22 protein-coding genes are annotated in these 22,936 nt (G+C 62.7%); 10 read left to right on the forward strand and 12 right to left on the reverse strand.

Going from position 1 to position 22,936, the window contains the following annotated elements:
• Position 1 precedes the first annotated feature (1 nt).
• The 3 genes from rnk to cyaY all read right to left on the reverse strand — a co-directional run bounded on the left by rnk (position 2) and on the right by cyaY (position 1,247).
• Positions 2 to 412 (reverse strand): nucleoside diphosphate kinase regulator, encoded by a 411-nt coding sequence (rnk, locus tag AC1M7R_RS10140; RefSeq protein WP_072390586.1) that lies wholly within the window; start codon positions 410 to 412, stop codon positions 2 to 4.
• A gap of 279 nt (positions 413 to 691) precedes the next feature.
• Positions 692 to 910, reverse strand: coding sequence for a DUF1289 domain-containing protein (locus AC1M7R_RS10145; protein WP_072390592.1), 219 nt, complete (start codon positions 908 to 910; stop codon positions 692 to 694).
• 4 nt (positions 911 to 914) lie between these two features.
• Positions 915 to 1,247, reverse strand: a complete 333-nt coding sequence (gene cyaY, locus AC1M7R_RS10150) for an iron donor protein CyaY (protein ID WP_072390595.1) — start codon at positions 1,245 to 1,247, stop codon at positions 915 to 917.
• A 212-nt stretch (positions 1,248 to 1,459) separates the two neighbouring features.
• Between cyaY and lptM the strand changes: the two genes are divergently transcribed.
• The 6 genes from lptM to AC1M7R_RS10180 are packed head-to-tail and all read left to right on the forward strand — an operon-like array spanning position 1,460 to position 6,064.
• Positions 1,460 to 1,630: an LPS translocon maturation chaperone LptM gene (lptM, locus tag AC1M7R_RS10155; RefSeq protein WP_072390601.1), complete on the forward strand. Its 171-nt coding sequence runs from the start codon at positions 1,460 to 1,462 to the stop codon at positions 1,628 to 1,630.
• Between the two features lie 9 nt (positions 1,631 to 1,639).
• Entirely contained in the window at positions 1,640 to 2,887 is a 1,248-nt protein-coding gene (gene lysA / locus AC1M7R_RS10160; protein ID WP_165888069.1) for a diaminopimelate decarboxylase, read from the forward strand.
• A gap of 4 nt (positions 2,888 to 2,891) precedes the next feature.
• Positions 2,892 to 3,722, forward strand: a complete 831-nt coding sequence (gene dapF, locus AC1M7R_RS10165; RefSeq protein ID WP_072390607.1) for a diaminopimelate epimerase — start codon at positions 2,892 to 2,894, stop codon at positions 3,720 to 3,722.
• A 13-nt stretch (positions 3,723 to 3,735) separates the two neighbouring features.
• Positions 3,736 to 4,461: a DUF484 family protein gene (locus tag AC1M7R_RS10170; RefSeq protein ID WP_337349435.1), complete on the forward strand. Its 726-nt coding sequence runs from the start codon at positions 3,736 to 3,738 to the stop codon at positions 4,459 to 4,461.
• A 2-nt stretch (positions 4,462 to 4,463) separates the two neighbouring features.
• Positions 4,464 to 5,363, forward strand: a complete 900-nt coding sequence (gene xerC, locus AC1M7R_RS10175) for a tyrosine recombinase XerC (RefSeq protein WP_072390611.1) — start codon at positions 4,464 to 4,466, stop codon at positions 5,361 to 5,363.
• Complete coding sequence (locus tag AC1M7R_RS10180) at positions 5,360 to 6,064, forward strand: HAD family hydrolase (protein WP_072390614.1); 705 nt, start codon at positions 5,360 to 5,362, stop codon at positions 6,062 to 6,064. Before xerC ends, AC1M7R_RS10180 begins: the two co-directional genes overlap by 4 nt.
• 211 nt (positions 6,065 to 6,275) lie before the next feature.
• Here the strand turns inward: AC1M7R_RS10180 and sutA are convergent, their stop codons facing one another.
• From sutA to glnK, 4 genes are all read right to left on the reverse strand, one after another.
• Entirely contained in the window at positions 6,276 to 6,596 is a 321-nt protein-coding gene (gene sutA / locus AC1M7R_RS10185; RefSeq protein ID WP_072390617.1) for a dormancy-specific transcriptional regulator SutA, read from the reverse strand.
• Between the two features lie 101 nt (positions 6,597 to 6,697).
• A complete protein-coding gene (locus AC1M7R_RS10190) occupies positions 6,698 to 7,123 on the reverse strand; it encodes a secondary thiamine-phosphate synthase enzyme YjbQ (protein ID WP_072390620.1) in 426 nt (141 codons plus the stop codon).
• 210 nt (positions 7,124 to 7,333) lie between these two features.
• On the reverse strand, positions 7,334 to 8,668 hold the full coding sequence (locus AC1M7R_RS10195) for an ammonium transporter (protein ID WP_072390623.1): 1,335 nt from the start codon (positions 8,666 to 8,668) through the stop codon (positions 7,334 to 7,336).
• Between the two features lie 33 nt (positions 8,669 to 8,701).
• A complete protein-coding gene (glnK, locus tag AC1M7R_RS10200) occupies positions 8,702 to 9,040 on the reverse strand; it encodes a P-II family nitrogen regulator (RefSeq protein WP_002555808.1) in 339 nt (112 codons plus the stop codon).
• Between the two features lie 414 nt (positions 9,041 to 9,454).
• Between glnK and AC1M7R_RS10205 the strand changes: the two genes are divergently transcribed.
• Entirely contained in the window at positions 9,455 to 9,715 is a 261-nt protein-coding gene (locus AC1M7R_RS10205) for an accessory factor UbiK family protein (RefSeq protein ID WP_072390626.1), read from the forward strand.
• A gap of 44 nt (positions 9,716 to 9,759) precedes the next feature.
• On the opposite strand, the gene AC1M7R_RS10210 is transcribed toward AC1M7R_RS10205, so the two are convergent.
• The gene (locus AC1M7R_RS10210) at positions 9,760 to 11,037 is read right to left on the reverse strand and encodes a sensor histidine kinase (protein WP_072390629.1); all 1,278 of its coding nucleotides are present in this window, start codon (positions 11,035 to 11,037) and stop codon (positions 9,760 to 9,762) included.
• Positions 11,038 to 11,237: 200 nt separating this feature from the next.
• Here AC1M7R_RS10210 and AC1M7R_RS10215 point away from each other — a divergent pair, with 200 nt between their 5' ends.
• Entirely contained in the window at positions 11,238 to 12,728 is a 1,491-nt protein-coding gene (locus AC1M7R_RS10215) for a YifB family Mg chelatase-like AAA ATPase (protein ID WP_072390632.1), read from the forward strand.
• Positions 12,729 to 12,733: 5 nt separating this feature from the next.
• Here the strand turns inward: AC1M7R_RS10215 and AC1M7R_RS10220 are convergent, their stop codons facing one another.
• The 3 genes from AC1M7R_RS10220 to AC1M7R_RS10230 form a co-directional block, all read right to left on the reverse strand.
• Positions 12,734 to 13,948, reverse strand: a complete 1,215-nt coding sequence (locus tag AC1M7R_RS10220; RefSeq protein ID WP_072458537.1) for an aldose 1-epimerase family protein — start codon at positions 13,946 to 13,948, stop codon at positions 12,734 to 12,736.
• Between the two features lie 278 nt (positions 13,949 to 14,226).
• Positions 14,227 to 16,203, reverse strand: a complete 1,977-nt coding sequence (locus AC1M7R_RS10225; protein WP_072390638.1) for a methyl-accepting chemotaxis protein — start codon at positions 16,201 to 16,203, stop codon at positions 14,227 to 14,229.
• A 186-nt stretch (positions 16,204 to 16,389) separates the two neighbouring features.
• Entirely contained in the window at positions 16,390 to 17,310 is a 921-nt protein-coding gene (locus AC1M7R_RS10230) for a LysR substrate-binding domain-containing protein (protein WP_072390645.1), read from the reverse strand.
• Positions 17,311 to 17,461: 151 nt separating this feature from the next.
• Between AC1M7R_RS10230 and AC1M7R_RS10235 the strand changes: the two genes are divergently transcribed.
• On the forward strand, positions 17,462 to 18,862 hold the full coding sequence (locus AC1M7R_RS10235; protein ID WP_490610390.1) for a NorM family multidrug efflux MATE transporter: 1,401 nt from the start codon (positions 17,462 to 17,464) through the stop codon (positions 18,860 to 18,862).
• Between the two features lie 111 nt (positions 18,863 to 18,973).
• Here AC1M7R_RS10235 and AC1M7R_RS10240 read toward each other — a convergent pair whose 3' ends face one another.
• A complete protein-coding gene (locus AC1M7R_RS10240) occupies positions 18,974 to 20,647 on the reverse strand; it encodes a putative bifunctional diguanylate cyclase/phosphodiesterase (RefSeq protein ID WP_072390651.1) in 1,674 nt (557 codons plus the stop codon).
• A 273-nt stretch (positions 20,648 to 20,920) separates the two neighbouring features.
• On the opposite strand from AC1M7R_RS10240, the gene rep reads away from it, so the two are divergent.
• A complete protein-coding gene (rep, locus tag AC1M7R_RS10245) occupies positions 20,921 to 22,930 on the forward strand; it encodes a DNA helicase Rep (RefSeq protein ID WP_072390655.1) in 2,010 nt (669 codons plus the stop codon).
• Positions 22,931 to 22,936 lie beyond the last annotated feature (6 nt).

Genomic DNA, 22,936 nt, shown 5'->3' on the forward strand with positions numbered 1-22,936 from the left:
ATCAGAGGTGGAAATCGCCGCCCGCTTCGGGCTGGTATTCCACGGCCAGCAATGTCAGCTTCAGGGTCTTGCCGCCCGGCGCCGGCCAGTCGATGTGCTGGCCCACCTTCAGGCCCAGCAGCGCGCTGCCTACCGGCGCCAGGATCGAGACCTTGCCTTCATCGGCATTCGCGTCCTGTGGATAGACCAGCGTCAGGCGATAGTCCTTGCCGCTGCCTTCCTCGCGGCAATGCACACGCGAATTCATCGTCACGACGTCGGCGGGCACGTCTTCATGGCCCACCAGGGTCTCGGCGCGATCCAGTTCGGTCTGCAACGCGATCACGCCCGGGAGCGTTTCGTCCAGGCTGTCGATCAGACGCTCCAGACGCTGAACGTCCAGGCGGGTAAGGGTGATGGAAGGTGCGGTCATGATCCAGGCAGACTCCTTTCTTCTGCACGAAAAAAGCAAAACCCCGCCACAGGAAGACGGGGTTTTCACGGGCCTCGGCAAGGTGAGGCATAGCCGGACACTAACACAGCTCAATAAATATACAAGTCGGGGGGCTGGCACACCCAACTGTGGCGTGAGGATTTATCCCATCTGGGCTGTGCAGCCCTGAACTTGCCTGCCCGATCGACCTGCCTGGCTGCGTTCAGTCTTTCGGGCTGCTTGGCAACCAGCGGGGATAAATCCCCTCGCCACGGATGGTTACACCTGAGGTTTGCGCCTGGCCGCCTCGGCACAGATGACCCGCCGCCGCTCATCATCGGCCGAGCGCCACTCGCGGATATCCTCCACATGACGAAAGCATCCGAGGCAGACCTTTTGCTCGTCAAGTCGACAAAGGCTGATGCACGGCGACGGCACGGCGGGGCTGACGTTGCTGTAGAGCGGCTTGGGTGGCCGAACCGGGGCAGTCTGGTTCACGCGATCACAGGCCTTCGAAGTCGAATTCCACACCAGCCTGCTGCTTGACGATGCGTTCGAGCATCTCGCCCAGTTGCTCTTCGCTCTTGTCGCACAGCCAGCGCCCGCTCTCCTCGTCGTAGTCGAAGTGGAAGCCACCCGAGACCGCCGCCAGCCAAAGCTGGCGCAGTGGCTCCTGGCGACTGAAAATCAATTGGGTACCGTTTTCGAACTTGACAGTCAGCACGCCGGCGGAGCTTTCCAGGTCGATATCCAGCTCGCTGTCTTCGAATACATCCTCCAGGGTTTGCTGGGTCGCATCGACCAGATCGTGGAAACGGGCTTCAGTCAAACTCATTGCGGCAACCTCGAAAATGTCTGCTTATGCTCAAGCGCCGCAAGATACGGGCGCTTCCCGACGATTGCAAAGGATATACCGACCAACGACAACCGCAGCCACCGCAATCGATAACGGCGCCAGCCCCGCCGGACGGGAGGCCCGTTGCATAGGCAAGCCGCCGGGTGGCCGGTATACTCCGGCGCAATTAACGCATTTTCAAGGATTTCGCCATGAAGCGCCTGATCTCTTCCCTTGCTGCGCTCGTCGCGGTTGCCTGCCTTGTGACAGCCTGTGGTCAAAAAGGTCCGCTGTACCTGCCCGACGACAGCAAGTCTCCCGAAGAGCAGGCCAAGTCGTCACAATCCAGGTCCCACTCCCACGACACCCAGACCACTTACTAAGGGATTGCCATGGACGCTTTTAACTACCGTGGCGGGGAGCTGTTCGCGGAAGGGGTTGCCCTGTCTGCGATCGCCGAACGTTTCGGCACGCCGACCTATGTCTATTCCCGTGCCCACATAGAAGCGCAATACCGGACCTTCGCCGACGCCCTCGTCGGCATGCCGCACCTGGTGTGCTTCGCCGTCAAGGCCAACTCCAACCTGGGCGTGCTCAACGTCCTGGCACGCCTGGGCGCCGGCTTCGACATCGTCTCCGGTGGCGAGCTCGAACGCGTCCTGGCCGCAGGCGGCAGTGCCGACAAGATCGTGTTCTCCGGCGTCGGCAAGACCCGCGAAGACATGCGCCGCGCCCTGGAAGTCGGCGTGCACTGCTTCAACATCGAATCCACCGACGAGCTCGAACGCTTGCAGCTTGTCGCCGCCGAACTGGGTGTGCGCGCGCCGATTTCCCTGCGCGTGAACCCGGACGTCGACGCCGGCACCCACCCGTACATCTCCACCGGCCTGAAGGAAAACAAGTTCGGCATCGCCATTGCCGACGCCGAAGACGTGTACGTGCGCGCCGCCCAACTGCCGAACCTGGAAGTGCTGGGCGTCGACTGCCACATCGGCTCGCAGCTGACCACCCTGGAGCCCTTCATCGATGCCCTCGACCGCCTGCTGGCATTGGTCGACCGCCTCGGCGACTGCGGCATCTACCTGCGCCATATCGACCTGGGCGGCGGTGTCGGCGTGCGCTACCGCGACGAAGAGCCGCCCTTGGTGGCCGACTACATCAAGGCCGTGCGCGAGCGCCTCGAAGGCCGCGATCTGGCACTGATGTTCGAGCCTGGCCGGTACATCGTGGCCAACGCCGGCGTGCTGCTGACCCAGGTCGAATACCTCAAGCACACCGAGCACAAGGACTTCGCCATCGTCGACGCGGCCATGAACGACCTGATCCGCCCGGCGCTGTACCAGGCCTGGATGGACGTGTCCGCGGTTCGCCCACGCGATACCGCCCCACGCGGCTACGATATCGTCGGGCCGATCTGCGAAACCGGCGACTTCCTGGCCAAGGGCCGGGAACTGGCATTGCAGGAAGGGGATCTGCTGGCCGTGCATTCGGCCGGAGCCTACGGGTTTGTCATGAGTTCCAACTACAACACCCGGGGCCGTTGCGCCGAGGTGCTGGTGGACGGTGATCAGGCATTCGAAGTACGTCGCCGCGAGACGATAGCCGAGCTGTTCGCCGGCGAAAGCCTGCTGCCGGAGTAAGACCATGCTGCTGCGTTTCACCAAGATGCACGGCCTGGGCAACGATTTCATGGTCCTCGACCTGGTCAGCCAGCACGCGCACATCCTGCCCAAGCACGCCAAGCAATGGGGCGACCGGCACACCGGCATCGGTTTCGACCAGTTGCTGATCGTCGAAGCGCCCACCAACCCGGATGTGGATTTCCGCTATCGGATCTTCAACGCCGACGGCTCGGAAGTGGAGCAATGCGGTAACGGTGCGCGCTGCTTCGCCCGCTTCGTGCTGGACAAGCGCCTGACCGCCAAACGCAGGATCCGCGTCGAGACCAAGAGCGGCATCATCGAGCTGGACGTGCGCAACGATGGCCAGATCGGCGTCAACATGGGCGCCCCGCGCCTGAAGCCGTCAGAGATTCCGTTCGAAGCGCCGGCCCAGGCCCTGAGCTACCCGCTGGAAGTCGATGGCGCCACGGTGGAACTGGCCGCGGTGTCCATGGGCAACCCCCATGCCGTACTCCGGGTCACCGACATCAACAGTGCGCCGGTGCATGAGCTGGGGCCGAAGATCGAGCATCACCCGCGCTTCCCAGCGCGCGTGAACGTCGGTTTCCTGCAAGTCATCGACCGTCACCGCGCCCAACTGCGCGTCTGGGAACGGGGTGCCGGGGAAACCCAGGCCTGCGGAACCGGCGCCTGCGCCGCCGCGGTCGCCGCGATCAGCCAGGGATGGATGGATTCGCCCCTGCTGATCGACCTGCCGGGCGGGCGCCTGTCCATCGAATGGGCAGGCCCCGGCCAACCGGTGATGATGACCGGCCCGGCAGTTCGCGTATACGAAGGACAAGTTCGTCTTTGAATGAGCCAAACCCATGACCGACAAGCCACAGGTTCCAGCCTCGCAGCCCGACGAATCCCCTGGCCAGTTTCCGGATGCCGCGGCGGTGGCCGCTTATCTGGAGGCTCACCCGGACTACTTCGTCGAGCGTGAAGACTTGCTTTCAGTGATGCGCATCCCCCACCGACGCGGCGATACGGTGTCGCTGGTGGAGCACCAGATGAAGATCCTGCGCGAACGCAATATCGAGATGCGCCATCGTCTCTCGCACCTGATGGACGTCGCTCGGGACAACGACCGGCTCTTCGACAAGACCCGTCGCCTGATCCTGGCCTTGATGGACGCCAACACCCTCGAAGACCTGGTGATGAGTGTCGAAGACAGCCTACGCCAGGACTTCCAGGTGCCTTTTGTCAGCCTCATCCTGTTCAGCGACAACGCCATGCCGGTGGGTCGCTGGGTGACCCACGCCGACGCACAGACGGCCATCGGTGGCTTGCTGACTGAAAACAAGAGCGTCAGCGGCAGCCTGCGCGAACACGAGCTGGACTTCCTGTTCGGCGAAGAACAGCGCAAGCAGATCGGCTCCACCGCCGTTGTCGCCATTGCCCATCAGGGCGTGCATGGCGTTCTGGCCATCGCCAGTCGCGATCCCCAGCACTACAAGAGCTCGGTGGGCACGCTGTTCCTCAGCTACATCGCCGAGGTCACCGGCCGGCTGCTGCCACGGTTCACCGGCTCGCTGCGCTCGGTACGCTGATGATGGAGCGGCAGCTGGACGCCTACTGCGAGCACCTGCGCAGTGAGCGCCAGGTGTCGCCCCATACGCTGGCAGCCTACCGTCGCGACCTTGCAAAAGTGCTGGGCTGGTGTCAGAAACAGAACGTCGGCAGTTGGTCGGCACTGGACATCCAGCGCCTGCGCAGCCTGGTCGCCCGCCTGCACCAACAGGGCCAATCCTCCCGCAGCCTGGCCCGCCTGCTGTCAGCGGTGCGCGGCCTGTATCACTACCTCAATCGCGAAGGCCTGTGCGATCACGACCCGGCCACCGGCCTGGCGCCCCCCAAGGGCGAACGCCGGTTGCCCAAGACCCTCGACACCGACAGGGCCCTGCAACTGCTCGAAGGAGCGGTCGAGGATGACTTCCTGGCACGACGGGACCAGGCGATCCTCGAGCTGTTCTATTCTTCCGGCCTGCGGCTATCGGAGCTGACGGGGCTGAATCTCGATCAACTGGACCTGGCCGACGGCATGGTCCAGGTGCTGGGCAAGGGCAGCAAGACTCGCCTGCTGCCCATCGGCCGCAAGGCCCGGGAAGCCCTGGAGCTGTGGCTGCCGCTACGGGCACTGGCCAACCCCGCCGATGATGCCGTTTTCGTCAGCCAGCAGGGCCGCCGCCTCGGCCCCAGGGCGATCCAGCTGCGGGTCAAGGCAGCCGGCGAACGTGAACTGGGGCAGAATCTGCATCCGCACATGCTCAGGCACTCCTTCGCCAGCCATGTCCTGGAGTCATCCCAGGACCTTCGCGCTGTCCAGGAGCTGCTAGGCCATTCGGACATCAAGACCACCCAGATCTACACCCACCTGGACTTCCAGCACCTGGCGACGGTCTATGACAGTGCCCATCCCAGGGCCAAACGCATCAAGGGCGACGAATCATGACCATCGAGCTGATCACTTTCGACCTGGACGACACCCTGTGGGACACCGCCCCGGTGATCGCCAGCGCCGAAGCCGTCTTACGCCAATGGCTGGCCGATAACGCACCGAATCTGGGCGGTGTACCGGTGGAGCATCTCTGGACGATCCGCGAACAGGTGTTGCGCGAAGAACCGGGCCTGAAACACCGCATCAGTGCATTGCGCAGGCGCGTGCTGTTCCGTGCGCTGCAAGAAGCCGGCTATGACCAGTGGCAAGCCTCCGAGCTGGCAGACCAGGCCTTCGAGACCTTCCTGCACGCCCGCCATCAACTGGAGGTGTTCCCCGAGGTGCAACCGACCCTGGAGATCCTGGCCAACCACTTCGCCCTGGGCGTGGTCACCAACGGCAACGCCGATGTACGCCGCCTTGGGCTGGCCGATTACTTCAAGTTCGCCCTGTGTGCCGAAGACATCGGCATCGCCAAGCCTGACGCCCGGCTCTTTTACGAGGCCCTGCAACGCGGTGGCGCCACTGCGCAGACCGCCGTGCACATCGGCGACCACCCGGGCGACGATATCGCCGGCGCGCAACAGGCTGGCCTGCGCGCAGTGTGGTTCAACCCGGCGGGCAAGACCTGGGATGCAGAGCATGCGCCGGACGCCGAAATCCGCAGCCTGACCGAACTGCCAAGCCTGCTGGCGGGCTGGCATAGCCAGCGCTGAACGCTGCTTCACAGTCGCCAGAACCCTCCCCCTCCGTGGGAGCGAGCTGGCTCGCGAAGGCGGTGGCATAGCCAACATCAATGCCAGCAGAGCCACCGCTATCGTGAGCAGCTCGCTACACAGGAACTGCGCCTGATTCGGGAAATACAATAGCGCCCATGAAAAAGCCCGCGACGACGGCGGGCTTTTTCGGCAAGCAAGAAGCAGAAGCTCAGATAGGACGGCTGCCGTACTTGTTGTCGGGCTTCTTGGGCGGATCGGCGACCACATTGGCCTCCACTTCCTGCACCTTTCCGCCCCTGGCCAGGAATTCTTCCATGGCCTTGGCGAGCGCATCACGCTCCTTGTTCTTGGCCTCTACGCTCGGCAACTCGTCGATCGATACTGCTGCCTTGGCCTTGCCCTTGGCAGGCGCCGGGACATCGGCAACATCATCGTCGGCCACATCTTCAGCCGCCGCTTCCAGACCGTCTTCGGCCTCGTCTTCGTCACCTACTTCGAGGTCGTCGTTTTCCAGATCATCGTCGCTCATGTTCTACCTCATGACTTGCGAAAAGCAGATTAGTTATAGCCCAGCTTCGCCATCTGTCGAAGGCTGCCAGAAAAAATTCAACATCCACCGGCAATCGGCGGTCATGCCCCTTCACCGTACAAGGTGGCGAGGACTTTACGGGCACCGCCATGATCACGGTGCTCGCCCAGATAAACACCTTGCCAGGTGCCCAGTGCCAGTCGCCCGTCCGTTACCGGCAGGCTGAGCTGACATCCCAGCACACTGGCCTTGAAGTGCGCCGGGAGGTCGTCCAGGCCTTCGTCGTTGTGCTCATAGTCGGCATTTCCTTGTGGGATCAGCCGATTGAAAAATCGTTCGAAGTCTCGACGTACCGCCGGATCGGCGTTCTCGTTGATGGTCAACGAGGCCGAGGTGTGCTGCAGCCACAGATGCAACAGACCGACACGACACGCCCTGAGTTCAGGCAGGCCGGCGAGCAACTCGTCCGTCACCAGGTGAAAGCCCCGGGGCCTTGCCCGCAGGGTAATCAGCGTCTGTTGCCACATACAGTTCTCCGCACGTTCGGCGCGCATTCTAGCGCGCTCTGGGAAAAAACAAAGAGCCTAATATTCCTCCTTCGATGTAAGCCTTTGACGGTAGAAAAGTCCTGTCGCCTGCATGGCAAAAAGCGCCTGGAAAACGGCCCCTTCCTTGAGCAATGACAAATTCCAGACAAAAAAATGCCCGGCAAGCCGGGCATATTTTTTTGCGTGCGCTTACAGGTTGTAGCCACGCTCGTTGTGCTGGGCCAGATCCAGGCCGACAGCCTCTTCTTCCTCGGAGACACGCAGCCCCATGACCGCATCCAGAACCTTGAGGATGATGAAGGTGACGATCGCGGTGTAGATCACGGTGAAACCCACGCCCTTGATCTGGATCCACACTTGCGCACCGATATCGGTGACGGTGCCGAAGCCGCCCAGGGCCGGCGCAGCGAACACGCCAGTGAGGATCGCACCGAGAATACCGCCGATACCATGCACGCCGAAGGCATCCAGGGAGTCGTCGTAGCCGAGCTTGCGCTTGAGGGTGGTTGCACAGAAGAAGCACACCACGCCTGCCGCCAGGCCGATGACCAGGGCGCCCATCGGGCCCACGGTACCGGCTGCCGGAGTGATCGCGACCAGACCCGCCACCACGCCCGAGGCAATGCCCAGTGCGCTTGGCTTGCCGTGGGTGATCCACTCGGCGAACATCCAGCCCAGCGCCGCGGCGGCGGTAGCGATCTGAGTCACCAGCATGGCCATGCCGGCGGTGCCGTTGGCGGCGACGGCGGAACCGGCGTTGAAGCCGAACCAGCCGACCCACAGCATGGCGGCACCCATCAGGGTGTAACCCAGGTTATGCGGCGCCATCGGCGTGGTGGGGAAGCCCTTGCGCTTGCCCAGTACCAGGCACGCCACCAGGCCCGCGATACCGGCGTTGATGTGCACCACGGTGCCACCGGCGAAGTCCAGCACGCCCCAGTCCCACATCAGGCCACCGTTGCCGGACCAGACCATGTGTGCGATCGGTGCATACACCAGGGTGAACCACACGCCCATGAAGATCAGCATGGCGGAGAACTTCATCCGCTCGGCGAAGGCGCCGACGATCAGGGCCGGAGTGATGATGGCGAACGTCATCTGGAAGGTGATGAACACCGCTTCGGGAAACAGCGCCGCCGGACCGGTCAGGCTGGCCGGGGTGACGCCTGCCAGGAACGCCTTGCCCAGGCCGCCGACGAAGGAGTTGAAGTTGACGACGCCCTGCTCCATGCCGGTGGTGTCGAACGCGATGCTGTAGCCATAGATGACCCACAGGATGCTGATCAGACCGGTAATGGCAAAGCACTGCATCATCACGGAAAGAATGTTTTTCGACCGGACCATGCCGCCATAGAACAGCGCCAGACCGGGAATGGTCATGAACAGCACGAGAATCGTGGCAGTCAGCATCCAGGCGGTGTCGCCGGAATTCAGTACGGGGGCTGCCGCTTCTTCCGCCATGGCCAGGCCAGGCATTACGAAGGACAACAGGGCTCCTAGCCCTGCGAATTTACGCAGAGTCATATTGTTTTCTCCTGGGGCGTTGGGTTTGGCGGCTTAGATGGCGTCGGTATCGGTTTCGCCGGTACGGATGCGGATAGCCTGTTCCAGATTGACCACAAAGATCTTTCCGTCACCAATCTTGCCGGTGTTGGCAGCCTTGGTAATGGCCTCGATGACCCGGTCAAGATCCTTGTCGTCGATGGCGACGTCGATCTTCACCTTGGGCAGGAAGTCGACCACGTATTCCGCGCCGCGATACAGCTCGGTGTGGCCTTTCTGCCGGCCGAAGCCTTTGACCTCGGTAACGGTGATGCCCTGCACGCCGATTTCGGACAGCGACTCGCGCACGTCGTCCAACTTGAACGGCTTGATGATGGCAGTGACTAGCTTCATGAAACTCTCTCCCGAATTGGTGGACTTGCCCCAGGAAAACAAACCCGACTCAAGTCTAAGCGCAGTGCCTGGCTTTGTAACGCGTCGTCGGCCCAAGTTGCCCGACCAGCGCCAGTTAACCGTTCCTGACGGAGCTCCCCGCTCCGTCCGCTGCACTGCATTCGTCACAACGACTGCATCAGTGCATGGGTCACCAGCCTCTAAGCAGAAACCTTGCCATCTGTGCCCAAACCCTCTGATTTCAGTCTCTTACCTGCACAGCCAGCCCGCATGACGCCACGAACCGCAGCGATACGCACAACAACGGTGCGACAGCGCCCGCCCCCATGCGCGAAAAGCGTGCATCCCGGGCTTGCGGATTGACTATAGACACTGCGTGATACACTGCCCGTCATCGTTTCCAGGACACCTGCCATGCTTGCGCCAAAAGACCTCCTCGACGCCCTGAGCGGCCACGCCTCCCGCCTCCTGAGTGGCGACACGCCCCTGCCCAGGAGTGAAATCGAAAGCCAGCTCAAGGCCCTGCTTCAAAGTGGCTTCAGCAAGCTGGACCTGGTGAGCCGGGAAGAATTCGACAGCCAGATGGTCGTGCTGGCCCGCACGCGCGCGCGCCTCGAGAGCCTGGAGGCGAAGGTGGCGGAGTTGGAAGCCAGGCTGGGCTCGGCGGCCGAGTAACGAAGACGCATCAAGGGGCACAGGCCCGATCGGCTTTTCGCCGTTCAGCCACTGAGCACCTGCCGAGCCTGCTCCGACAGCGTCACCATCGGCAACTCCAGGATGAAGAGCGCCCCCTGCCCCGGACCGGCGCTCTGCACCGCCAGGTCACCGCCCATCTCGTGCGCGGCCAGGATGCAGCTGTGCAGGCCAAAACCGTGGCCGTCGGCCCGTGTCGTGAAGCCATGCTCGAAGACATGGGCGATATTGCCCATGGCAATGCCTTCGCCGTTGTCCTCGACTTCGATACGTGCCCGCTGATCACCCACGGCTTTCAGGCGAAGGACGATCCGTGACGGGCGGTCCGTCACCGACTCGAGCGCCTGCCGGGCGTTGTTGATCAGGTTGATCAGTATCTGCAGCACCTTGTGCTTATCCAGTGCCATCAGCGGTATGTCGTCGAGCTCCTGGACCAGCGTCACGTCATGGCGAGCCAGGGATCCATGGCAGATGCGGACCACGTCCTCCATCAGCTCTTTCAGTGAACCTGGCTCCAGCACGCTGGAATTGCCGGCATAGGACTGCTGGGTGGCGACGATCTCCTTGATGTGGTCGATGCTCCTGGTGAGCAGGGCCAGCTCCTTGATCATGCTCTCGCGCTCGGTCGCCAGCGATTCGGCCAGCATGCCAAGGTATTCCGGCAGCGCGCGGCCTTTCGGATCGCGGCTGATGAAATCCCCCAGGTTGTCCGAATGCTCTCTCATCAGTTGAACGACCTTGGCCACCCCCACCGCCTTCGATGCGTGCACCTTGTCGTACAGGACCTGGGCCGACACGTTGACGCTGTTGAGCACATTGCCCACGTTGTGCAGCACATTCGTCGCGATTTCCGCCATGCCGGCCCGACGCGCCGTGGTGACCAGCTCGGCCTGCGCCTCGCGCAGTTCATCGTTGACCCTGGCCAACTGCTGCGGACTGGGGATCCTCAGCGCAGCGGGCACCAGCCGGACCAGGAGAATGGCAGTGATCACCGAGGCAATCGCCGTGACCACCTTAATCAGCGCCGACAACCAGTAGTAGGGTTGCCAGATCGTCAGGATTTCGATCAGGTGGCTGGTGCCACAGGCCAGGATGAAGACGCCGAAGGCCGCCAGCATCCAGTCGAACGGCACGTCCTTGCGCTTGTGGATAAAGTAGATGAGGGTGAAGGGGATGGTGACGTATGACAGGGCAATGAGGCTATCGGCGATCACATTGGTCCAGAGCAGGTCCGGGCGCCACATGTAGCAGTGCCCATGGGGCATGAAGCGTTTGTCGGTCAACAGCGCCAGCAGATCGTCCATGGCCGCGTCCTCCCTGTGCCTTTGAACCGACAGATGCCGATCAAATGCAGTCTAGCAGAGGCCCGGGACGCTCAGGACCGCCCGGGCCTTCGGCAACATTCTGCGAAAATTTGCGCTGCAATTGCCGCTCCGACGCACTCTGTCACGACTACCCTTCAGGAACCGCAGGACGCGGCCCTTATTCACTCAAGGAACGATTCATGTCGCTCGCCATCATCCATAGCCGCGCCCAGGTAGGGGTGCAGGCTCCCGCCGTTACCGTAGAGGTTCACCTGGCCAACGGCTTGCCGTCGCTGACGATGGTCGGTCTGCCCGAGGCCGCGGTGAAGGAAAGCAAGGACCGGGTGCGCAGCGCGATCATCAATTCGGGGCTGAACTTTCCGGCCCGACGCATCACCTTGAACCTGGCGCCGGCCGACCTGCCCAAGGATGGCGGGCGGTTCGACCTGGCGATTGCCCTGGGTATCCTGGCCGCCAGCGTGCAGGTGCCGACCCTGGCCCTGGAAGATGTGGAATGCCTCGGTGAGCTGGCCTTGTCCGGCGCGGTGCGCCCGGTGCGCGGGGTTTTGCCCGCAGCGCTGGCGGCACGCCAGGCGGGGCGGACGCTGCTGGTTCCACGGGCCAATGCCGAGGAAGCCTGCCTGGCGTCGGGCCTGAAGGTGATCGCCGTCGACCACCTGCTCGAAGCGGTGGCGCACTTCAACGGCCACACCCCGGTCGAGGCCTTCGTGTCCAACGGGCTGCTCGCCGCCAGCAAGCCATACCCCGACCTCAACGAAGTGCAAGGCCAGGTCGGGGCCAAGCGTGCCTTGCTGATTGCCGCCGCCGGTGCCCATAACCTGTTGCTCAGCGGGCCACCGGGCACCGGCAAGACGTTGCTGGCGAGCCGCCTGCCAGGGCTGCTGCCGCCCCTGGCCGAGTGCGAGGCCCTGGAGGTCGCGGCGATTCAGTCGGTCGCCAGTTGCGTGCCGTTGAGCCACTGGCCGCAGCGGCCGTTTCGCCAGCCCCATCATTCGGCGTCCGGTCCGGCACTGGTCGGCGGCGGGTCCAAGCCGCAGCCGGGGGAAATCACCCTGGCCCACCATGGCGTACTGTTTCTCGACGAACTGCCGGAGTTCGACCGCAAGGTATTGGAGGTCCTGAGGGAGCCGTTGGAATCAGGGCATATCGTCGTCTCACGCGCCCGTGACCGTGTGCGATTTCCAGCGCGTTTCCAGCTGGTGGCGGCGATGAACCCCTGTCCCTGCGGTTATCTGGGGGAGCCCACCGGGCGCTGTTCCTGCACGCCGGACATGGTGCAGCGCTACCGCAACAAGCTTTCCGGCCCCTTGCTGGATCGCATCGACCTGCACCTGACCGTCGCCCGGGAAGCCACGGCACTGAATCCCAAGGGTGAACCGGGCGAGGATACGGCCACCGTTTCCGAGCAAGTGGCCGAAGCCCGTGAACGCCAGCAAAGACGCCAGGGCTGCGCCAACGCTTTCCTCGACCTGCCAGGCCTGCGGCGACATTGCACGTTATCCCCGGCCGACGAGACATGGCTGGAAACGGCGTGCGAACGACTGTCCCTGTCCCTACGCGCTGCCCATCGCCTGCTCAAGGTCGCCAGGACACTGGCGGACCTCGAGCAAAAGGGCCGCATCAGCCGGGATCATCTGGCCGAGGCGTTGCAGTATCGACCCTCCGCCTGACCGCTTCATGGCTTGCTCAGGTCGACCAGGGGCATTTCCCGCACCTCGGTTTTCTGGCCGTTCTGGATCGAGTCGATATGCTTGAGCGCCTTGTCCACAGCGCCCTTATCCGCCAGCAGGCTGTAGTGGATCATGAACTGGCGGTGCTCTTTCGGGCCGATGACAGGCACCAGGCCCAACGGCCTCTGGTAGCGACGGTTATAGGAAAAACTGGTACCCGGCTCCAATCCGGTCACGTACCCCTGGCCTTGGGTATCGGTGTTTTTCCACAGGGAAAACACCGGGAGCGTCGCGGTGTTGAAACCCACCGATACGCCAAGGTTACCGGCCCTGTTATGGAGGACGGTAAGCGTGTCGCCCTTGGCATCGGCATAGGGCACGACGTTATAGACAGTTTCGTCGTAGTCCCTGGTAGGCCCCCGGTAGGTTTGCCAGTCGGCCAGGTCGCCCTTGGCCTTGTCGTTGAACGGCGAGACCTGCTTGACCGGCGCAGCGAAGCGGGCACCCTGCTCGAGGAACGGCGTGCTGAAATTGCTGTGATAAAGCGCCTGGTACTCCTTGGGATAATCGCCATTGTTGGTCAGGGTATCGTTGAGCGAAAAGGTCACGCTGCCAGGTTCGGTGACCAATTCGGTCTGCACCGAGAAATCCACCTTCTTGAAGGCCTGTTCCTTCAGCTCGCCCCGCAGGGTGATCGCGTACGGCGGCTTTTCATCGATATGCAGGGTGACCTTGTTGGCCGGGATGTTGGCGGCGCGACCGTGGAGGGTCAGCAACTCGCCGTTATCCATGCCAGGGTGGCCCACCCATTCGTAGCCACAACGCGTCACCAGTTCGTTGAACCCTTCGAGCCATCCCAGTCCGCCTCGGCCGTTGAGCTCGATGAAAGCCGGGTTGACGACTTCCTTGACCGGCGAATCCCAGCCCATGCGCACATTCCCCACCGAGGCCTGCAACACATTCATGCCCCGGGTCGGGACCACGGAGAGTTTCAGGGTGCCATTGTCGATGTCGACGACGCTGACACCCTCCTGCCGCCCACCGTGCAGTGTGCGCAGGGTGACGGAAAATGGCTTGTCGGTCTTGACGCCCAGCTGCTGGCTGGTGATCTGCCAGGGTTGGGCGGCTTTGTCGGTGTCCAGCAGGACATAGTCCCAGGCCATGGCCTGGGAGGCAGCGCCCAAGGCGCCAAGGGCAATGATAAGTCGGAGCGGAGTCATGGAGATGGCCTTCTTTTTTGGAGTTGTGCGGGTTTTATAGTCTTGGAGAAACGTTTCAGCAAGACGAAAAACCGCAATCGATCAAAAACGAGGCGATGGAAAAGAGGGGGCGGGGGCAGCAGCGGGCTTACCCGCAAGGACGACGGAACAACGGGTGCCAACGATCAACGCTAACGCGGGGGGTGGTTCGCTGATCGGGGATGCAAAGATCGGCGTACACGGCAATTCCTGTGGAAGCTGGCCTGCTTCCACAGGAATGGGGGGCGTTCGGCTAAGCCTCAGCGAAACCGATCAACTTCCTGACGCAGGTCCTGGGCCAGCTTTTCCAGTTCCTTGGCGGTGATCGCCAGGTTAGAGACCACTTCACGCTGTTCGCTGTTGGCCATGGCAATGCTCTGCAGGTTGCTGCTGAGCAAGGTCGCGGTGCTGCTCTGCTCCTGGGTGGCGGTGGTGATGGCCGCGAATTGCTGGCCGGCGGAGCGACTCTGCTCGTCGATGCGCGCCAGCGCCGAGGCCACATTGGCGTTGCGCGACAGGCCTTCCTGCATCAGCAGGTTGCCCTGCTCCATGGTGCTGATAGCGTTGCCGGTTTCCTGCTGGATGCTGGTGATCATGCTGGAGATTTCATCAGTGGCCTGACGAGTACGAGACGCCAGGCTACGGACTTCGTCGGCCACCACCGCGAAACCGCGGCCCTGCTCACCCGCACGAGCCGCTTCGATGGCGGCGTTCAGGGCAAGCAGGTTGGTCTGCTCGGCGATGGACGTGATCACGCCCACGATGCCGCCGATTTCCTGGGAGCGCTGGCCCAGGGTATTGATGACCGTGGCGGTGCTGTTGAGCGCCCCGGCAATCTGCTCCAGGGAGGACGACGCTTCGTCCATCGAGGTACGACCGATCTGGGTCTGTTGCGCGTTTTCCTGGGCCAGGCGCTGGGTATTGCCCATGTTGTCGGCAATGTTCGCCGACGTTGCACTGAACTCCTCCACCGCACCGGCCATGCTGGTGATCTCGCCCGACTGCTGCTCCATACCCTCATACGCACCGCTGGACAGACCGGACAGGGCCTGGGCGCGGCTGTTGACTTCATGGGAGGCCTTGCGGATGTGCTCGACCATGGTCGACAGGGCCTGGCTCATCTGATTGAAAGCCCGGGATAGCTGACCGATTTCGTCGTGGCTCGATACGTTCAAGCGCACGCTCAGATCACCGGCTCCCAAGGCTTCCGCCTGGCGTACCAGATCCCCCAGCGGCGCCAGCTTGCTGCGCAGCAGCCATACCGCCGCACCAACGGCCAGCAGCATCGCCAGCAGGCTGCCGATGGCCAACTGGGTGCCCACGCTCCAGGTCACCGCGTTGATCTCGGTTTTCGGCATGCTCGCCACGACGGCCCAGGGCCCGCCTTCGAACGGCACGGCAACGCTGTAGAACGTCTCGGCGCTATCGCTCCAGAACTCACCCTTGCCCGGCGTCTTGACCAGCTTCTGGATCGTCGTGCTCGCCTGGTCCAGGGCCTGCACGCCGGCAGGCGGCACCAGCCATTTGTTTTGCTCGTCCAACAGGGCAAGCGAACCGGTCTGGCCAATGCGGAAGCGCTTGAGATTCTCGAATTGCGCGTTTTGCGCGTCGGTGTAATCGAATCCTACGTACAGTGCGGCAATGATCTTGCCGCCGCTGTCACGAACCGGGCTGTACTGGGTCATGTAGTAGCGCCCGAACAGCAGGGTGCGACCGATGTAGCTTTGCCCACCCATCAGGCGGGCATAGGCCGGGCTGGCATGGTCGAGCACGGTACCGATGGCTCGCGTGCCGTCCTGCTTGGTGACCGAGGTGCTGACGCGGACGAAATCGTCACCGTTGCGCACGAACACCGTGGCGGTGCCGGCAGTCATCTGCTTGAACTCATCGACTTCGGTGAAATCGTTGTTCAGCACCGCATTGCCCAGGTTCAGGCTCGGGAGCTGCACGCCCGCCACTGCGACTGGCTGGTCGGGATGCACGCTCAGGCCGGCGCTGAAACGTTTTTCGAACAGGCCGGCCAACCGCTGGGTGCTTTCCCTCAGGGTGCCATGGAAAGTGCTGAGTTGATCGGCTAGAAGACGCGCTTCACTGGCCAGATGCTCTTCACGGGTGGCGAGGTTGGCTGTATCCAGCGAACGCAAGGCAAATACAGTACTGCCGGAAATTACGACCGCCAGTATCACGGCAAGGGCAAGCCCCAGCTGTGAGGCGATACGGGCACGGGGTTGAGACATGACGGCTCCTGGACGAGTGACCAGATCATCCTGATCGAGTCGCACACTCGGCTTTTTTTCGGGGTGAAATATCGGTAAGCCCTTTCTGAACGAAGGTTCCATCTTCACGGATTCGGCGGCAAAGCCGAATACTTGAGCGCGTTGGACGGATTAATGCCAACTAGCCACCATCCAAGCTTCAACGATTCAGCCCAGGCGCTTCACCGCAGGCAATTGCATGGCCTTGACCTCACCCTGGAGGAAGTCACTGAGCCGACGCAAACGCTCACCCCCTGGCCGGGTTTTCGGCCAGACCAGATAGTAGTGCTCTCCGCTGGCCACGGCGGTGGGCCACGGCAGGCTCAAACGTCCCTGGGCCACGTCTTCGGCCACCATCAACAGATCACCCATGGATACGCCGTAACCTCGGGCCGCCGCAATCATGCCCAGCTCCAGCGTATCGAACACCTGCCCACCCTTGAGGGACACCTTATCTGACAGCCCCATGCACTCGAGCCACTTGCGCCAGTCCCGACGGTCGGGCGTCGGGTGCAGCAATTCGACACTGGCCAGCCGTTGCGCATCCCAGGGTCGATCGCTTCCCAGGTTCGGCGCGCCTACCGGAATCAACTCCTCGGGGAAAAGGAAACTGGCCTCCCAATCCGCTGGAAAATGCCCATTACCCAGGAGCACCGCGCAATCGAAGGGTTCGGTGTTGAAGTCCACGGAGTCGACGTCCATCCAGGCGCTGGTCAACTGCACCTCATTGCCAGGCTGCAGATGTCGAAAGCGACTCAGGCGCGCCAGCAACCAGCGCATGGTCAGGGTCGAGGGCGCCTTCATGCGCAGGATGCCGTCCTCCCCGTGAAGGGTGTGGCAGGCCCGCTCCAGCGCCATGAAGCCTTCGCGCACGCCTGGCAACAGCAACCGCGCCGCTTCGGTCAGTTGCAGGTTGCGACCACTGCGCTGGAACAATCGACAGGCAAAGTGCTCCTCGAGGGTGCGGACATGCCTGCTGACCGCACTCTGGGTGATCGACAGCTCTTGCGCCGCCCGGGTGAACGAGCTGTATCGCGCCGCCGCTTCGAATGCCCGCAGCGCATACAGGGGAGGAAGACGACGGGACATGAGAAAAGCTCCGGGGATGAGTCCTGCACCTTAGCAAATAGTTGCCCTGCATGAGTTTTAATCATGCCAGCGATCTTTTTTATCCTTTTGTGCAAAGCCCGGCAAGGGCCGAGAATCAGCGCTTTACTGCCTCGTCTGGACAGGGAGTGTGATGATCATGCGGCATCCGGTGCGTACCGAACTCGGGGCCATCCTGCGGCTGGCGGGGCCATTGATTGCCTCGCAGCTGGCGCATATGTTGATGGTGCTGACCGACACCCTGATGATGGCGCGCTTGAGCCCCGAAGCCCTTGCCGGCGGCGGTCTCGGTGCCGCGGCCTACTCGTTCGTCTCGATTTTCTGCATTGGCGTGATCGCGGCCGTGGGTACCCTGGTGGCGATCCGCCGGGGCGCGGGCGATGTCGAGGGCGCCACCCGCCTGACCCAGGCCGGGTTGTGGCTGGCCTGGCTGATGGCCCTGATGGCCGGACTGCTGCTGTGGAACCTCAAGCCGGTACTGCTGATGTTCGGCCAGACCGAAACCAACGTGCTGTCCGCCGGGCAATTCCTGCTGGCGCTGCCGTTCGCCCTGCCTGGTTACCTGAGCTTCATGGCCCTGCGCGGCTTTACCAGCGCCATCGGCCGCGCCACGCCGGTCATGGTCATCAGCCTGTGGGGCACGGTCATCAATTTCCTGCTCAATTACGCACTCATCACCGGCATGTTCGGCCTGCCGAAACCGGGCCTGATGGGGATCGGCCTGGTAACCGCCATTGTCGCCAACTGCATGGCGCTGGCGTTGGCGTGGCATATCCACCGGCACCCGGCCTACCGCGCCTATCCGCTGCTCGAAGGCCTGTCGCGCCCCAACCGCCAGTACCTCAAGGAGCTCTGGCGCCTGGGCCTGCCGATTGGCGGCACGTACGCAGTGGAGGTCGGCCTTTTCGCGTTCGCCGCGCTGTGCATGGGCACCATGGGCAGCACGCCGCTGGCGGCCCACCAGATCGCCCTGCAGATCGTCTCGGTGGCGTTCATGGTCCCGGCGGGGATGTCGTATGCGATCACCATGCGGGTCGGCCAGCACTACGGGGCCGGGCAATTGTCGATGGCGCGGCTGTCCGGGCGGGTCGGCATCGGCTTCGGCGCGTCGGTGATGCTGGCTTTCGCCATGGTGTTCTGGCTGCTGCCGAACCAGCTGGTCGGTCTGTTCCTGGACCATGACGACCCGGCATTCCGCGCGGTCATCGACCTGGCGGTGAGCCTGCTGGCCGTGGCGGCGTGGTTCGAGCTGTTCGACGGCACGCAGACCATCGCCATGGGTTGCATTCGCGGACTCAAGGATGCCAAGACGACCTTCCTGGTGGGCCTGGGGTGTTATTGGCTGATCGGCGCGCCGGCCGCGTGGTGGATGGCTTTCCACCTGAACTGGGGGCCGACCGGTGTCTGGTGGGGCCTGGCCCTGGGGCTGGCCTGCGCGGCGGTGAGCCTGACGCTGGCATTTGAATGGAAGATGAAGCGGATGATTCGCAGTGAGGCTGGACAGCCCGGTTTCGAAGCCATTCAGGCCAAGTGAAATCCATCTCTTTGTAAGAGCGAGCTTGCTCGCGATCGCGATAGGTCTGTCACATCCATTTTGGCTGGTACCCCGCTATCGCGAGCAAGCTCGCTTCCACAAGGGTTTGTGTCAGACCACGACATCGTGTGTGGACTGCTGATCACCCTCGAACGTCAAGTACTCGACCAATTCCGGCAACGGCAACGGCTTGCTGATCAGGTAGCCCTGGACCTGGTCGCAACCGAAGCCACGCAGCAGGTCCAGCTGCTCGGGGGTCTCCACCCCTTCGGCCACAACTTCCAGGTTCAGGTTGTGGGCCAGGTTGATCATCGCGTGCACCAGCTTGCGGTTCTCTTCGCGCTGCTCCATGCCGCCGACAAAGCTCTTGTCGATCTTGAGCAAGGCGATGGGTAGGCTGTTGAGGTGCACGAACGAGGAGAACCCGGTACCGAAATCGTCCAGGGAAAAACGCACCCCCAGGCGCCCCAGGGCGTCCATGGTCTGCTTGACCAGCTCGCTGCGACGCATGACGGCGGTTTCGGTGAGCTCGAACTCCAGCCATTGCGCCTCGACGCCGCGTTCGGCGATCAGCCGGCTCAAGGTCGACAGCAACTGGCTGTCCTGGAACTGCCGGAATGACAGGTTGACCGCCATGTGCAACGGCGCCAGCCCTCGCTCGCGCAGCGCCTGCATGTCCCGCAGTGCCCGGGAAATCACCCAGTAACCCAGCGGCACGATCAGGCCACTCTGCTCCGCCAGCGGCACGAACTCACTCGGCGGCAGCAACCCGCGCTCGCCGTGACGCCAGCGCACCAGGGCTTCGAGGCCGACAATGTTGCCGCTATCGAGGTCCAGTCGCGGTTGGTAATGCAGTTCCAGCTCATCGCGACGCAGTGCCCGGCGCAGTTCGCTCTCAAGGTCGGCGAGGCTGCGGGCATTGCGGTTGATACGTTCGTTGAAGATATGAAAGGTACAGCCCTGGGTGCTCTTGGCCTGCTGCATGGCGATGTGGGCGTGCCACATCAGCGGGTCGGCGCCGGCCTGGGCGCGGGCATGGGCGATGCCCAGGCTGCAACCGATCAGCAGGCTCTCGCCGTCCACCCAATACGGCTCGGCCATGGCCTGGGTGATGCGCTCGGCGATCCACTCGGCCCGTTGCGGCGCGCGGCGGGTATCGATCAGCAAGGCGAATTCGTCGCTGCCCAATCGCGCCAATTGGTCGCCGGCCTCGAGCGAACCCTTGAGGCGCGACACCACTTGCAGGATCAAGCGGTCGCCGGCCTGGTGGCCCAGGGCATCGTTGGCGTGGCGGAAGTTGTCCAGGTCCAGATGACCAAGCGCCAGGCCGCGACCTTCGTTCTCGGCCAGGCGCGCCGCCAGCAGGGTCTGGAAACCCTGGCGGTTGGCGATGCCCGTCAAGGGGTCCTGCTCGGCCAGGCGCTGCAACGTGTTTTCCAGCACACCGCGCTCGCGTACATGGCGCAGGCAACGACGCAGGGTCGCGCTGTCGAGCGTGTCGCGCACCAGCCAGTCGCTGGCGCCATCGGGCGGTGTCGCAGGTTCCTGCTCCAACAGCAGGACAGTCGGCAGGCGGCAACGGCCGGGTGCCGGCTGCAATGCCGCGACGGTCAGCAGCACGGCACTACGATTGTCTTCGAACAGGTCGCTGACCGACTCCCAGTCCGGGGCGCTGGTCAACACGATCGAGCCCGCCATGGGCGCCAGGCACTCGCGCAGTATCGCCGGCCACTCAGGCTCTTCGGCCAATAACAGCAAACGCAAGGGTTCGACAGGCGTGGACAAGCTGACTCCCTAGACTCTGCAAGGTGGTAGGCGCCGGGCATTATGACCTGCCAATCGGCAATGACCAATGTCAATGGTTCTCAAATACAGGCTTCTGGCGATTTTTTCATCCAAAAATCGAACATTCTCCGCAAATCTGCCGCAAATTCCGCATGGCACAGGCAAAACGGTGATTTGCGTCAGTTGTCGAGTCACAAGTCGGACAGAGCAGCACAATTCGCTGAGCCTGTTAAAATGCCGGCCCATTTTCGCAAACGACTCCCTGACCCCGTCATGTCCCGACTCAACCCCCGGCAGCAAGAAGCCGTGAACTATGTCGGCGGCCCACTTTTGGTGCTCGCCGGTGCAGGCTCCGGCAAGACCAGCGTAATCACCCGCAAGATCGCGCACCTGATCCAGAATTGCGGCATCCGTGCCCAATACATCGTCGCCATGACGTTCACCAACAAGGCTGCCCGGGAAATGAAGGAACGGGTCGGCGGCCTGCTGCGCCCTGGCGAAGGCCGGGGCCTGACGGTCTGCACCTTTCACAACCTGGGGCTGAACATCATCCGCAAGGAGCATGTGCGGCTGGGCTACAAGCCGGGCTTTTCGATTTTCGACGAGACCGACGTCAAGGCCCTGATGACCGACATCATGCAGAAGGAATACTCCGGCGACGACGGCGTCGACGAGATCAAGAACATGATCGGCGCCTGGAAGAACGACCTGGTGCTGCCTCCCGAAGCCCTGGAGAACGCTCGCAATCCCAAGGAACAGACCGCCGCCATCGTCTACGCCCATTACCAGCGCACGCTCAAGGCCTTCAACGCGGTGGACTTCGACGACCTGATCCTGCTGCCGGTCAAGCTGTTCCAGGACCACGCCGACATCCTGGAGAAATGGCAGAACAGGGTCCGCTACCTGCTGGTGGACGAATACCAGGACACCAACGCCAGCCAGTACCTGCTGGTGAAGCTGCTGATCGGCAAACGCAACCAGTTCACCGTGGTGGGCGACGACGACCAGTCGATCTACGCCTGGCGCGGTGCCCGGCCGGAAAACCTGATGCTGCTCAAGGAAGACTACCCATCGCTCAAGGTGGTGATGCTGGAGCAGAACTACCGTTCCACCAGCCGTATCCTGCGTTGCGCCAACGTGTTGATTTCCAACAACCCTCACGAATTCGAAAAACAGCTGTGGAGCGAGATGGGCCACGGTGACGAGATCCGTGTGATCCGCTGCCGCAACGAAGATGCCGAAGCCGAGCGCGTGGCCATGGAAATCCTCAGCCTGCACCTGCGCACCGACCGGCCCTACAGCGACTTCGCCATCCTGTATCGCGGCAACTACCAGGCCAAGCTGATCGAACTCAAGCTTCAGCATCATCAGATCCCTTATCGCCTGTCCGGTGGCAACAGCTTTTTCGGCCGCCAGGAAGTGAAGGACCTGATGGCCTATTTCCGCCTGATCGTGAACCCGGATGACGACAACGCCTTCCTGCGGGTGATCAACGTCCCGCGCCGGGAAATCGGTTCCACCACCCTGGAAAAACTTGGCAACTACGCCACCGAGCGCAAGATCTCGATGTATGCCGCCACCGATGAAATCGGCCTGGGCGAACACCTGGACAGCCGTTTCACCGATCGCCTGGCGCGCTTCAAGCGCTTCATGGACAAGGTACGCGAGCAGTGCGCCGGGGAAGACCCGATCTCGGCGCTGCGCAGCATGGTCATGGACATCGACTATGAAAACTGGCTGCGCACCAACAGCTCCAGCGACAAGGCCGCCGACTACCGCATGGGCAATGTCTGGTTCCTGATCGAAGCGTTGAAGAACACCCTGGAAAAAGACGAAGACGGCGAAATGACCGTCGAGGACGCCATCGGCAAGCTGGTGCTGCGCGATATGCTCGAGCGCCAGCAGGAAGAGGAAGAAGGTGCCGAAGGCGTGCAGATGATGACCCTACATGCCTCCAAGGGCCTGGAGTTTCCCTACGTGTTCATCATGGGCATGGAAGAGGAAATCCTGCCCCACCGCTCCAGCATCGAAGCCGACACCATCGAAGAAGAACGGCGCCTGGCCTACGTCGGCATCACCCGGGCACGCCAGACGCTGGCATTCACATTCGCCGCCAAGCGCAAGCAATACGGCGAGGTGATCGACTGCGCCCCGAGCCGCTTCCTCGACGAACTGCCGCCGGATGACCTGGCCTGGGAAGGCAACGACGACACGCCGACCGAAGTGAAGGCCGTGCGAGGCAACAACGCCCTGGCCGATATACGCGCGATGCTCAAACGCTAGAATCGA

This window comes from Pseudomonas sp. MS01C9, from assembly GCF_058202755.1.

Excerpts from the sequence above, each read along its gene's own strand:
- rep (WP_072390655.1), top strand. The coding sequence starts at position 20,921 with ATGTCCCGACTCAACCCCCGGCAGCAAGAAGCCGTGAACTATGTCGGC.
- AC1M7R_RS10235 (WP_490610390.1), top strand. The coding sequence starts at position 17,462 with ATGATCATGCGGCATCCGGTGCGTACCGAACTCGGGGCCATCCTGCGG.
- AC1M7R_RS10210 (WP_072390629.1), bottom strand. The coding sequence starts at position 11,037 with ATGGACGATCTGCTGGCGCTGTTGACCGACAAACGCTTCATGCCCCAT.
- AC1M7R_RS10170 (WP_337349435.1), top strand. The coding sequence starts at position 3,736 with ATGACCGACAAGCCACAGGTTCCAGCCTCGCAGCCCGACGAATCCCCT.
- rnk (WP_072390586.1), bottom strand. The coding sequence starts at position 412 with ATGACCGCACCTTCCATCACCCTTACCCGCCTGGACGTTCAGCGTCTG.
- AC1M7R_RS10205 (WP_072390626.1), top strand. The coding sequence starts at position 9,455 with ATGCTTGCGCCAAAAGACCTCCTCGACGCCCTGAGCGGCCACGCCTCC.
- xerC (WP_072390611.1), top strand. The coding sequence starts at position 4,464 with ATGGAGCGGCAGCTGGACGCCTACTGCGAGCACCTGCGCAGTGAGCGC.
- AC1M7R_RS10220 (WP_072458537.1), bottom strand. The coding sequence starts at position 13,948 with ATGACTCCGCTCCGACTTATCATTGCCCTTGGCGCCTTGGGCGCTGCC.
- glnK (WP_002555808.1), bottom strand. The coding sequence starts at position 9,040 with ATGAAGCTAGTCACTGCCATCATCAAGCCGTTCAAGTTGGACGACGTG.
- lptM (WP_072390601.1), top strand. The coding sequence starts at position 1,460 with ATGAAGCGCCTGATCTCTTCCCTTGCTGCGCTCGTCGCGGTTGCCTGC.
- cyaY (WP_072390595.1), bottom strand. The coding sequence starts at position 1,247 with ATGAGTTTGACTGAAGCCCGTTTCCACGATCTGGTCGATGCGACCCAG.
- sutA (WP_072390617.1), bottom strand. The coding sequence starts at position 6,596 with ATGAGCGACGATGATCTGGAAAACGACGACCTCGAAGTAGGTGACGAA.
- AC1M7R_RS10215 (WP_072390632.1), top strand. The coding sequence starts at position 11,238 with ATGTCGCTCGCCATCATCCATAGCCGCGCCCAGGTAGGGGTGCAGGCT.
- AC1M7R_RS10180 (WP_072390614.1), top strand. The coding sequence starts at position 5,360 with ATGACCATCGAGCTGATCACTTTCGACCTGGACGACACCCTGTGGGAC.
- lysA (WP_165888069.1), top strand. The coding sequence starts at position 1,640 with ATGGACGCTTTTAACTACCGTGGCGGGGAGCTGTTCGCGGAAGGGGTT.
- dapF (WP_072390607.1), top strand. The coding sequence starts at position 2,892 with ATGCTGCTGCGTTTCACCAAGATGCACGGCCTGGGCAACGATTTCATG.
- AC1M7R_RS10230 (WP_072390645.1), bottom strand. The coding sequence starts at position 17,310 with ATGTCCCGTCGTCTTCCTCCCCTGTATGCGCTGCGGGCATTCGAAGCG.
- AC1M7R_RS10195 (WP_072390623.1), bottom strand. The coding sequence starts at position 8,668 with ATGACTCTGCGTAAATTCGCAGGGCTAGGAGCCCTGTTGTCCTTCGTA.
- AC1M7R_RS10190 (WP_072390620.1), bottom strand. The coding sequence starts at position 7,123 with ATGTGGCAACAGACGCTGATTACCCTGCGGGCAAGGCCCCGGGGCTTT.
- AC1M7R_RS10225 (WP_072390638.1), bottom strand. The coding sequence starts at position 16,203 with ATGTCTCAACCCCGTGCCCGTATCGCCTCACAGCTGGGGCTTGCCCTT.